Below are 12,165 nucleotides of genomic sequence, written 5' to 3'. Positions count from 1 at the left end.
GAAAATGGAAGATTTTAAATGAATAAAACAATAACCTCTGCACATTCTATTTAGCACGGAGGTGAATATCCATGACAAAAAAACCGAACTTCACTGATGCGCAGCAAGTACGTAAACAAAACCAACTTTCCGCGCAACCGAATGCAATGAAGGAGGAGTTTGCTTCTGAAACTGATGTGAATCAGGTGAGACAGCAAAACCAACAATCGGAGGCGAACAAGCAAAAAGCTTCCGGAAATGCAAGCCAATTCGGAACAAAGTAAGTTAGGTGGATGGTCATCACCGGCCGGCGGGAGCAAAAGCTTCCGCCGGTTTCTTTTTGGGCAGGGCCGAATCATTTTAAATTTCCCCGTTCTGCTGATATAATGAATGGATAACATAATCCAAAACTTTCCGGCGGCAAAAATTGTATGGGACGCCGGCCAGCAGAGGTCCGCAGTCCAGGTCGTTTTTTCGATAGAACCGACTGCGTGTTCAGCATCCAGCGAGCTTCTGGCTTGACGGAACAAAGGTGGGGAATAGCATGGCGATTGCACCTGTAGGAGAAACGATACAAGTACATAGCTATAAGCATAATGGCAGCATCCACCGTGTCTGGCAGGAGACATTGGTCTTGAAAGGCACGCGCAATATCGTCATTGGCGGTAATGAACGTACGCTTGTGACGGAAGCGGACGGCCGGACGTGGCTGACGCGGGAGCCCTCTATCTGCTATTTCCATGCGGAGCATTGGTTCAATATCATTTGCATGTTAAGAGAAGATGGCGTGTATTACTACGTCAATATGAGCTCGCCATTCGTCTATGATAACTTGTCGCTGAAATACATCGATTATGACCTTGATGTAAAAGTGTTTCCGGATATGAGTTATATTATATTGGATGAAGATGAATATGCGGAGCATAAAAAAGAGATGGGGTATCCCGATGTGATCGATCAGATTCTCCAACGGAATCTGGATACGCTCATTCGGTGGATTGAACAGCGCAGAGGGCCTTTCGCTCCCGATTTCATCGACGTTTGGACTTCGCGCTACCATTTTTATAAACAGGTTCATAACAACAAGTGAAAAGCCTGACTGCGGAGTGACGCGGCGGGCTTTTTTCGATAGGAGGCATAGTGATTGGGAGACAGCATCAGGAGATATATGAAATTTGTCAAGCCTTATAACTGGCTCATCATTTTGACGATCTTCATCGGGATCGTGAAGTTTGCCATCCCGCTTTTCATCCCATTGCTGATGAAGATTGTCATTGACAATATTATCATGTCGGATGTATTGACGAAAGAAGAGATGACCCGGCAATTATTTTACTGGCTCGGCGGGACGATGGTGATCTTTTTCATCCTCCGTCCGCCTGTCGAATACTATCGGCAGTATTATGCGCAGTACGTGAGCAATAAAATCTTATATGACATCCGGCAGGAATTATACAGCCATTTGCAAAGGCTGAGCTTACGGTATTATTCCAATACACGTGCAGGAGAAGTCATTTCACGTGTCATCAATGACGTGGAACAGACAAAGAACTTTGTCATGATCGGCCTTATGAATGTCTGGTTGGATTTGGCTACGATCATAATTGCAGTCATCATCATGTTGACGATGGATGTGCAGCTGACGATTGTAACCTTGCTGGCCTTCCCGTTTTACGCGTTCAGCGTCAAACATTTCTTCGGGAAATTACGGGACTTGACCCGTAAACGATCCCAATCGTTGGCGAATGTCCAAAGTTATCTTCATGAACGGGTGGCCGGTGTCAGTGTCATTAAGGGCTTCGCCTTGGAAGAGAAAGAGAAAGAACGATTCGATGAAACGAATAGCGACTTTTTGAAAAAGGCGATTGACCATACGAAGTGGAATGCCAAAGCTTTCGCTGTCGTGAATACGATCACCGATGTCGCTCCCCTTCTCGTCATCGGTTACGCCGGCTACCAAGTCATCAATGAACAACTGTCTGTCGGGATGATGGTCGCCTTCATCGCCTATATTGAACGTTTATATAATCCGCTGCGGCGCCTCGTCAATTCCTCCACTACACTGACACAGTCCTTTGCATCGATGGACCGCGTATTTGAATTGATGGAGGAACAGTACGATATTACCGATAAGGAAAATGCCAAAGATCTGCCGCCACTGGCTGGAAAGGTTGAATTTGACAAGGTAAGTTTCGCGTACGAAGAGGCAGGGCATACCGTATTGAGAGATATTGACTTCGTTGTCAATCCAGGGGAAACAGTCGCCTTCGTCGGTATGAGCGGGGGAGGGAAATCGACCATTGTCAGTCTCATCCCGAGGTTTTACGATATATCGGAAGGAGCAGTCCGGATTGACGGCGTTGATGTGCGTGATGTGAAGATTAAATCATTGCGCGACCAGATCGGGATCGTCATGCAGGACACAATTCTCTTCAGTGATTCCGTGGAGAGCAATATTTTAATGGGGAAACCCGATGCCACCCACGAAGAAGTCATCGCGGCGGCCAAAGCGGCCAACGCCCATGATTTCATCGAATCTCTGCCGGAAGGATACGACACGAAAGTCGGAGAACGGGGAGTCAAATTATCGGGCGGCCAAAAGCAAAGGATCGCCATCGCCCGCGTCTTCCTGAAAAACCCACCGCTTTTGATTCTGGACGAAGCGACATCCGCCCTTGATTTGGAAAGTGAAGCGCTGATCCAAGATTCCCTCGACCGGCTCGTCCATGACCGGACGACATTGATTGTCGCTCACCGGTTATCGACGATCACCCATGCAGACAAAATATTTGTAATCGATGGCGGGCAACTGGTGGAAAGCGGGACTCATGAAGAACTGATGAGTCAGGAAGGGGTTTATCGTAGTTTGTTCCAAGTGCAAATGCTTGGAGATTGATTTTAAAATAAAGTAATTTTCAAAAAACGACAAAATTATTGCAGGATGATATTATTGTCCGCAGTGATTTTGTCGTTTTGCAGTGCAAACGATCAATCTGCTTATAAAAGTGAAAATGCGCTTTAATACGCTACTAGATTAACGCGTTGACAGAATATTACTAGTCTACTAAAATGTATTGCCTTTGCAAAAATTGGTTGTATAATAGTGAATACCTTTAGGAATAATTAAAAAAATCAAGAAAAGGTGATTTGATGGATGGAAGAAAAACGGTCCTCCAAGTGAATGATTTACAAACGACCTTTTTCACAGATTCAGGGGAAATTCCTGCAGTGGATCACATCGATTTCCATCTGAAGGAAGGGGAAGTTCTTGGGATCGTAGGGGAGTCGGGTTGCGGTAAAAGTGTCACCTCCTTATCCATCATGGGGCTTGTCCCGAAACCGCCTGGGAAAATTGTAGGCGGTGAAATCCTCTATGGAGATAAGGATTTGCTGAAATTGAGCGAAAAGCAAATGAGGCAGATCCGGGGCAATGAAATTGCGATGATTTTCCAGGAACCGATGACTTCGTTGAACCCTCTTTTCACAATCGGAAGCCAGATGACGGAAGCTATCCGGATCCACGAGAAGGGAATGCCAAAAATGAAAGCGATTGCACGGGCGATTGAGATGCTGAACTTGGTTGGATTGCCGAGGGCGGCCGAGCTCGTGAACGATTACCCTCATCAATTATCAGGTGGTATGAGGCAACGTGTCATGATTGCGATGGCGCTCGTCTGCAACCCGAAGGTACTGATAGCTGATGAGCCGACAACTGCTTTGGACGTTACGATCCAAGCGCAGATTATGAAATTGATGAACGAACTGAATACAAGGCTCGGAACTGCTGTCCTTCTCATCACGCATGACCTCGGTGTCGTGGCAGAGACGTGCGAACGGGTCATCGTCATGTATGCAGGCCAGATCATTGAGGAAGCGCCGGTCAAAAAGCTGTTTGAGGATCCACAACATCCATATACGAAAGGGCTGATCCAGTCGGTTCCGGATATGCGGTATAAGAAAGATCGATTATACTCCATCCCCGGCAACGTCCCGAGGCCTGGGTCGATCCGGCATGGCTGCAGGTTTGCTGCGAGATGTGAATTTGCATTCGATCGTTGTTTGAAGGAGAATCCTGCCCTGTATGATACTTCGGATGATCATCAGACGCGTTGTTTCTTATACGACAGAGAGGGGGCAGGGATGGATGGTAACAAAACCCTTGTTAAAAGTTGATGGCTTGAAGAAGTATTTCCCCGTTCGAAAAGGGCTTCTCGCTCGGACCGTAGGGGAAGTGAAGGCGGTCGATAATGTCTCTTTTTATGTGAATGAAGGCGAAACGCTTGGCATCGTCGGAGAATCGGGATGTGGAAAATCGACGACAGGGCGCATGCTCATGCGTCTGTTGGAACCGACCGATGGCAAGGTGGAGTTCGAAGGGAAAGACCTCACTTCATTGACAGCGGAGGAGATGCGGAAAATGCGGCGGGATATCCAAATGGTATTCCAGGATCCTTACGCATCGCTCAATCCACGGCATACGGTCGGAAAGATTCTTGAGGAGCCGCTCATTGTCCATGGAATTGGGAATCCGAAAGAACGGAAGCGGAAAGTGAATGAGTTTTTGGAAATCGTCGGTTTGAGTGAATACCATGCGAAAAGGTATCCTCACCAATTCAGCGGCGGTCAACGGCAACGGATCGGGATTGCCCGGGCCCTTATGACGAACCCGAAACTGATCATAGCGGACGAGCCTGTATCGGCATTGGATGTTTCCATCCAGGCGCAGGTCTTGAACTTGATGCAGGATCTTCAAAAAGAATTCAATCTGACTTACATTTTCATTGCGCATGACCTGGGGGTCGTCCGCCATATAAGCGATCGGGTCGGCGTAATGTACCTAGGTAAAATTGTGGAAATCGCAGATAGTGAACAACTTTATTCCGAACCGCTTCATCCGTACACGCAGGCACTCCTGTCCGCGGTGCCTGTGCCTGATCCGGAATTCAAGAAGGAACAGATATTGCTGGAAGGGGATATCCCGAATCCCGCAGATCCGCCGACAGGGTGCACGTTCCACACGCGCTGTCCGCATCGCATGGACATTTGCATGAAAGCGGTTCCGAAACTAAAGGAAAATAAGACTGGTCATTCTGTCGCCTGTCATCTATACGGTGATTCGGCCGACGTTTGATATAAATCAGATGGAGGGGTCAAAATGAGGAAAAACAGAATTTGGTTGTTTGCCCTGATGCTTATCCTTGCTTTATCGACTGTCTTGGCGGCATGTTCGAATAGCGGGACGACAGAGTCGGGAAAAGAGGGCGACAGCGGCGGAGAGACAAAGGGAAATGAAGACGCGGGCAATGAGAACGTAAATAAGACATTGGTCTTCGGTCGTGGTGGAGATTCGACATCACTTGATCCGTCGAGAACAACAGAAGGGGAAACTTTCAAAGTCACGAAAAACGTTTTTGAAACGCTATTGAATTTTGGGGAGCAGGATACAACGATTCATCCGGGTCTTGCAACAGAGTGGGAGCCGAGTGAAGACGGATTGACGTACACGTTCAAATTGCGTGAGGGCGTCAAATTCCATGATGGCACTGACTTTAATGCGGAAGCGGTCGTGAAGAACTTTGAGCGCTGGGCTAATGGAGATGCGGATACGTTCCCGTATTACAACTCCATGTTCGGAGGGTTCAACGGCGATGAAGGGCATATCATTGAGTCGGTCACAGCTGACGGTGACTACACAGTCATCTTCAAATTGACACGCGCACAGGCTCCATTTTTGAAAAATATCGCAATGGATATGTTTGCGATTGCGAGTCCGACAGCTCTTGAACAAGGCGATGACCAGTTTGAAAGAAATCCGGTCGGTACAGGACCATTCAAGTTCGTCGAGTGGAGACCGAATGATACGATTACGATTGAAAAATTCGAAGATTACTGGCAAGAAGGACTGCCTAAGCTTGATAAAGTCATTTTCCGTGCCATTCCGGACAACTCAGCGCGTTTGAACGAGCTTATGTCTGGAGGAATCGATTTGGCGGATGGCATCAACCCATCGGATGGTGTCAGAATTGAAAACGATGAAAATCTGCAATTGTTCGAACGTCCTTCCATGAACGTCGGATACTTGGGGCTGACCGTGACACGCCCGCCATTCGATAAAAAGGAAGTCCGTCAGGCGCTGAATTACGCAATCGACAAACAATCCATCATTGATTCGTTCTTCGAAGGTCGTGCGGATATCGCGAAAAACCCGATGCCGCCATCCATTTCCGGTTATAACGATGATATCGAGCCATACGAATACAATCCTGAAAAGGCAAAAGAACTTCTTGCAAAAGCAGGTCTTGCAGACGGTTTCGAGATGGAACTTTGGGCAATGCCAGTTCCACGCCCGTACATGCCGGATGGTATGAAAGTGGCGGAAGTCATCCAGAAAAACCTTGCAGATATCGGCGTAACAGCGAAAATCGTTTCCCATGAGTGGGGTACTTATCTGGATCTGGCTAGTAAAGGGGACGCCGATGCTTTCATGCTCGGTTGGACTGGGGACAATGGAGACCCGGATAACTTCCTTTATGTCTTGCTAGATGAAGATAATATCGGAAGCAATAACTACACGTACTATAAAAACGATGAGCTTCACGAGATTTTCATTGCGGCACAAACAGAGGTAGATGAAGAGAAGCGTGTCGAATTGTATAAGAAAGCGCAAGAAATCATTCACGAAGAAGCTCCTTGGGTGCCGATTGCACACTCGACGCCATTACTTGGAGGCGTGAAGGAATTAACAGGATTAAAACCTCATCCGACAGGATCTGATCTACTGTCAAACGTAGAATTCAAGTGATAAAAGGAAAGGGAGAGGCCGGAAGGATTTCTCCCTTTTCCCTTTTAACGGAGTTACATAGTCAATTGAAATCCAATGTCGGAGAGGTGAAACTATGATCAGCTATATTGGGAAGAGGTTGCTGCAACTTATTCCGGTTCTTCTCGGAATGACCTTCGTCGTCTTCATGATCATCCGGGCGATTCCGGGAAACCCCGCCCAGATTATCCTGGGGCAGCAAGCGACGAAAGAAGCGGTTGAAGCATTGACCGTAAAGCTCGGCCTCGATACCCCTTGGTATATCCAATACTTCAAGTATCTCGGAGGGATTCTGACAGGCGATCTTGGAGAATCGATGAGGACCCGCATGCCCGTTGCGGATGAAATTTGGCCTTATTTAGCAGCGACAATGGAGCTGACTTTCTTTGCAATCATTATTGCAGTAGTAATCGGCGTCAATGCCGGAATCATTTCTGCGTGGTTCCAAAATTCCTGGTTTGATTATGGAGCAATGATTTTTGCTCTGGTCGGAGTATCTATGCCGATTTTCTGGCTCGGTCTCATGGGTCAGTGGGTATTCGCATTAGAGCTTTCCTGGCTGCCGGTAACGGGAAGGGAACAGGTGAGGGATCCGGTAAACGCCATCACCAATATTTATGTATTGGATACGATGTTGCAAGGCCGTTTCGACCAGACATGGGTCGTGATCAAGCATCTCATATTGCCTGGGGTGGCCTTGGCGACGATACCGATGGCCATTATTGCGCGAATGACCAGATCAAGTATGCTTGAAGTGATGCGTTCCGATTACGTCCGGACCGCACGTGCGAAAGGGCAAAAAATGTTCTGGGTCGTCTATAAGCATGCACTTAAAAATGCGGTCATTCCTGTATTGACAATTGTTGGACTGCAGACGGGAATGCTATTGGGCGGAGCAATCTTGACAGAAACAATCTTCGCGTGGCCGGGAATCGGTCGCTATATTTACGATGCTATCGGGTATCGGGATTATCCGGTCATCCAATCCGGCATTCTCATCGTGGCATTCATATTTGTCATGATTAACCTGGTTGTCGATCTGTTGTATGGCTTGATTGATCCGAGGATTAAATACGACTAAGGAAAGGGGGGAGTGTCTATGACCGAGTTGACTCCAAAAGTGGACGGAATTGCGGAAGCAAAAATTAGCGGCAAATCTGCCGGACCGTGGAGCGAAGCGTGGAACGGTTTTAAAAAAAGTAAAGTGGCTGTCGTTGGAGCCGGCATTGTCATCTTTTTCATACTGGTTGCCCTGTTCGGGCCGCTTTTAGCGAAAGAGGGAATTAATGACCAGCTTGCAGCTGACCGCCTCCTTCCCCCTTCGTCCGAGTACTGGCTGGGGACGGATGATTTGGGAAGGGATATTTTGTCCCGCATCATTCATGGCGCACGGATTTCATTGTGGATTGGATTTTTCTCAGTAGTCGGGTCGGTTGTGGTTGGAAGCGCGTTAGGAATCATCGCCGGCTATTATGGCCGCTGGGTGGATACGATCATTTCCAGGTTTTTCGATATCATGTTAGCCTTCCCTTCCATTTTACTGGCGATTGCCATTGTTGCAGTTCTTGGACCGAATTTGCAAAATGCTTTGATTGCCATAGCGGCCATCAATGTGCCGAACTTCGGGCGATTGATCCGGTCCAAAGTGTTGAGCATTAAAGAGGATGAATATATTACCGCAGCGAAAGGCATCGGGATGAGGGACGCGCGAATCCTGTTTTCCCATATCCTGCCGAACTCCATGGCACCTGTCATCGTCCAAGGGACATTGGCGATCGCGACAGCTATCCTGGAAGCTGCGTCACTCGGATTTCTGGGTCTCGGAGCACAGGCACCGGCCCCGGAGTGGGGGAAAATGTTGGCCGATTCGAAAAACTATTTGCAAACGGCTCCGTGGACGATGGTATTCCCGGGATTGGCGATCATGCTGACCGTTCTCGGGTTCAACTTGATGGGAGATGGATTGCGAGACGCACTCGATCCGCGGATGAAGAATTAGGATAGGATATAGAAGAGCAGAGGGGATGATAGAAATCCTGCCTCTGCTTTTTGTTTTGGATTTACGGGGGGCGGGCGGATTGTCATGGCAAATCGGAAAACTGTCATGGCCCTGGCGGTAACTGTAATGGGGCGGCGGAACTGTCATGGCAAAAGTGCGGACTGTCATGGCTCCAGCATCAACTGTCACGGCAATCCCTCGTACTGTCCTGCCCAGTACTAAAAAATGCTGTTGGCATCTATTTCGCCAACAGCATTTTCGAACTCAATACACTTCTTCATCCCACTTGATTTCAGACTCCTTGTGATGATGCTTCTGATACGACACGATCAGCTTGTCGAGATGTTCCAGCTGTTCTTCGTAATTCAAGATTGCCGATAGGATATGAAGAAGATGATATGCCGAGAATTCTTCTTCCTCCCGCGTGATGGCAATCTCCTTTGCGAAGATTTCCATGACTTCATGACGTTGGATGTATTCCTCATTTGGCACGACACTTGTGCGGTCGGACTTCAGTTTGCCGACAAATTTCAAGTGCAGCTGCTCGTGGTACGTGAGAAGTGCATCCAGCCGTTCTTGGATCATCATTCTGAAGTGCTCGGGCAGATTGATCAGTTCATTTTCGAACTGATGCAACCGTTTCAGCACATCATAGCTGCTTCGGGATGTGGCAAGCATCTGCCGGTAGATGACCAATTTCCTGCCTTTTTCCCTAGTGTTCTTTTTAAAATAGCTTCGCTCTTCTTTGAACAATAAATAAAACTGATCGACCTGTGTCAGGCGTTCTTTTAACTTATTGAGCGATTTCTTTGTCGCAATATGTTCGGAAACTTGCCTTCCCACCAAACGGGTCCATCGGATGATTTCGTCCTGTGTCTGATGGATCGACTGGAAAAGTTTCGTCTCATATTTGGGAGGCATGAATACCAAGTTGACGATGAATGCCGCAAGTACCCCGATGATGATGGTGATGAATCGTTGCATGGCAAACATTAAGAATTCATCACCTTGTATCTCCATAATGGCAATCATCATAACGAGCGCCAACGAGATGTTTTTTTCAAGCCCTAGCTTCAGCATGATTAAGATAATGATCATCGCGGCGAGCCCGATGATGAGCAGCTGATGGCCGAATATCAGGACGAACAGGATGGCGACGGTTGCTCCGATGATATTTCCTTGTATCTGTTCAACAATGGTCAAATACGAGCGATATATTGATGGTTGAATGGCGAAAATCGCCGCAATCCCGGCAAAAACAGGGTGGGATAAATGAAGTGTTTCCGCTATAAACAGAGCGAACACGATGGCAACACCCGTTTTGAAGATGCGGGCACCTAGTTTCATGCAATTATTCCTTTCTCAAAAGGTTTCATTCCCAACCGTACTTTCATATGGATAGTAAATTCCTATTTTCTGTTACTTTACCGTGTTCCTGCGGAATGGTCAATCGGTCAATAGGCGGCTTAACTCGCTGAACGAACGGTCGACTGCCAGTAAAGTGTCCTGGATATCCTGCTCCGTATGGGCTGTCGTCAAGAACCATGCTTCGTATTTGGATGGAGCGAGATTAATCCCGTTTTTCAACATCAATTTGAAGAACTTCCCGAATACTTCTCCATCTGTCGCTTCAGCTTGTTCGTAGTTCTCCACTTTCACATCGGTGAAGTATAAAGTAAGCGCGCCGCCCAATCGGTTCGTTGTCAGCGAAATCCCGTGCTTGCGGGCGGATTCCAAAATTCCGTCTTCCAGTAAAGCTCCTAGGCGGTCCATTTCTTCATATACTCCAGGTTCCTGCAATACTTCCAAGCAAGCAATGCCCGCTTGGATCGAGGCTGGATTTCCTGCCATCGTCCCGGCTTGGTAAGCGGGGCCGAGCGGAGCAACTTGCTCCATGATCTCTTTTTTGCCGCCATATGCCCCGATTGGGAGACCGCCCCCGATGATTTTTCCGAGCGCCGTCAAATCCGGCGTCAAGCCGAGCATATCCTGGGCTCCTCCATAATGGAAGCGGAATGCCGTGATGACTTCGTCGTAAACGATCAATGCGCCATGATCGGCCGCCAGTTCATGGACCAATGGAAGGAAGCCTTCATTCGGCTCGACAATCCCGAAGTTGCCTACGATCGGCTCGACAAGGACGCATGCAATCTCGTCTCCCCATTTCTCCATCGCGTCCCGATAAGCTGCTGGATCGTTGAACGGGATTGTGATCACTTCCTCGGCAATCGAGGAGGGGACCCCGGCGGAATCGGGCGTCCCAAGCGTGGCTGGTCCGGATCCTGCCGCAACTAAGACAAGGTCGGAATGGCCATGGTAGCAACCCGCAAACTTCATGATCTTCGTCCGTCCCGTATAAGCGCGGGCCACGCGGATCGTCGTCATGACCGCCTCCGTCCCTGAATTGACGAAGCGCACTTTATCCATGCCGGGCATCGCTTCCTTCAACATTTTTGCGAATTTCACTTCATGGGCTGTCGGAGTCCCGTATAAGATGCCCGTTTGCGCCGCTCTCGTGATCGCTTCCGTAATATGCGGGTGGGCGTGGCCTGTGATGATCGGTCCATATGCCGCCAGATAATCAATGTATTTATTGCCGTCGACGTCCCAGAAATAGGCGCCCTCCGCCCGTTCCATGACGGTCGGGGCATCTCCTCCAACTGCCCGATAACTGCGGGAAGGACTGTTCACCCCGCCTACGATATGTTCACATGCTTCCGCATAGACCTGTTCTGAAATTGTTCGATTCATTTCAACTGCCTCCATTCATTTCGACCTTTATTGTAAACAAAAACAGGACAATACGCCAAAGAATTGAAAGTGACGCGGTTGTCCGGTACGATTGTAAGTACAATGATGATAATGGAGGAATGCTTCATGACGACATTAGAAGGAATGCAGGCACCTGTTTTCTCGTTGCCTAACGAAAAAGGCGAGACGGTTTCATTGAAAGACTTTGCAGGCGAAAAATATGTCATCCTTTATTTCTATCCGAAAGATTCGACGCCTGGCTGTACGACGCAAGCTTGTGATTTCCGGGATGCCCATGAGCAGTTCGGTGAATTGAATGCGGTCATTCTTGGGGTGAGCCCTGACAATGAGGCGTCCCATCAGAAATTCATCGGCAAGCACGGACTTCCGTTTTCCTTACTCGTGGATGCAGACCATGAAGTGGCTGAACAGTACGGAGTCTGGAAAATGAAGAAAATGTTCGGCAAGGAGTTCATGGGGATCGAGCGCTCCACTTTCTTGATTGACCCGACTGGGACGGTTGTGAAAGAGTGGCGCAAGGTGAAAGTGAAGGGGCATATTGAAGACGCGTTGGCGACGCTGGAACAGTTGGTCAATTCATAAGTGGTCCAGGGGG

11 protein-coding genes are annotated in these 12,165 nt (G+C 48.3%); 9 read left to right on the top strand and 2 right to left on the bottom strand.

Annotated features, from left to right (window positions below; all coding sequences use genetic code 11):
* Positions 1–71 precede the first annotated feature (71 nt).
* The 8 genes from OXB_RS01420 to nikC all read left to right on the top strand — a co-directional run bounded on the left by OXB_RS01420 (position 72) and on the right by nikC (position 8,798).
* Complete coding sequence (locus OXB_RS01420) at positions 72–263, top strand: gamma-type small acid-soluble spore protein (protein ID WP_041071232.1); 192 nt, start codon at positions 72–74, stop codon at positions 261–263.
* Between the two features lie 260 nt (positions 264–523).
* Positions 524–1,069 carry a nucleoside tri-diphosphate phosphatase gene (gene ntdP / locus OXB_RS01415; RefSeq protein ID WP_041071230.1) on the top strand — a complete coding sequence of 182 codons (546 nt, stop codon included), beginning with the start codon at positions 524–526 and terminating at the stop codon, positions 1,067–1,069.
* Positions 1,070–1,147: 78 nt separating this feature from the next.
* Positions 1,148–2,875: an ABC transporter ATP-binding protein gene (locus OXB_RS01410; RefSeq protein WP_041076100.1), complete on the top strand. Its 1,728-nt coding sequence runs from the start codon at positions 1,148–1,150 to the stop codon at positions 2,873–2,875.
* Positions 2,876–3,129: 254 nt separating this feature from the next.
* Positions 3,130–4,152 (top strand): ABC transporter ATP-binding protein, encoded by a 1,023-nt coding sequence (locus tag OXB_RS01405; RefSeq protein ID WP_041071228.1) that lies wholly within the window; start codon positions 3,130–3,132, stop codon positions 4,150–4,152.
* Positions 4,124–5,110, top strand: coding sequence for an ABC transporter ATP-binding protein (locus OXB_RS01400; RefSeq protein ID WP_041071226.1), 987 nt, complete (start codon positions 4,124–4,126; stop codon positions 5,108–5,110). The genes OXB_RS01405 and OXB_RS01400 overlap by 29 nt, the downstream gene beginning before the upstream one ends.
* A gap of 24 nt (positions 5,111–5,134) precedes the next feature.
* The gene (locus tag OXB_RS01395) at positions 5,135–6,781 is read left to right on the top strand and encodes an ABC transporter substrate-binding protein (protein WP_041071224.1); all 1,647 of its coding nucleotides are present in this window, start codon (positions 5,135–5,137) and stop codon (positions 6,779–6,781) included.
* A 94-nt stretch (positions 6,782–6,875) separates the two neighbouring features.
* A complete protein-coding gene (locus OXB_RS01390; RefSeq protein WP_041071221.1) occupies positions 6,876–7,880 on the top strand; it encodes an ABC transporter permease in 1,005 nt (334 codons plus the stop codon).
* Between the two features lie 18 nt (positions 7,881–7,898).
* Positions 7,899–8,798 (top strand): nickel transporter permease, encoded by a 900-nt coding sequence (gene nikC, locus OXB_RS01385; RefSeq protein WP_052483816.1) that lies wholly within the window; start codon positions 7,899–7,901, stop codon positions 8,796–8,798.
* Between the two features lie 264 nt (positions 8,799–9,062).
* On the opposite strand, the gene OXB_RS01380 is transcribed toward nikC, so the two are convergent.
* Positions 9,063–10,145, bottom strand: coding sequence for an FUSC family protein (locus OXB_RS01380; protein ID WP_041071218.1), 1,083 nt, complete (start codon positions 10,143–10,145; stop codon positions 9,063–9,065).
* Positions 10,146–10,244: 99 nt separating this feature from the next.
* Positions 10,245–11,549, bottom strand: coding sequence for a glutamate-1-semialdehyde 2,1-aminomutase (locus OXB_RS01375; protein WP_041071215.1), 1,305 nt, complete (start codon positions 11,547–11,549; stop codon positions 10,245–10,247).
* Positions 11,550–11,675: 126 nt separating this feature from the next.
* Here OXB_RS01375 and bcp point away from each other — a divergent pair, with 126 nt between their 5' ends.
* Positions 11,676–12,152: a thioredoxin-dependent thiol peroxidase gene (gene bcp, locus OXB_RS01370; protein ID WP_041071212.1), complete on the top strand. Its 477-nt coding sequence runs from the start codon at positions 11,676–11,678 to the stop codon at positions 12,150–12,152.
* Positions 12,153–12,165: the final 13 nt, after the last annotated feature.

This window comes from Bacillus sp. OxB-1 (assembly GCF_000829195.1).
Taxonomy (GTDB): domain Bacteria; phylum Bacillota; class Bacilli; order Bacillales_A; family Planococcaceae; genus Sporosarcina.
This window is presented reverse-complemented; position numbering and strand designations above follow the sequence as displayed.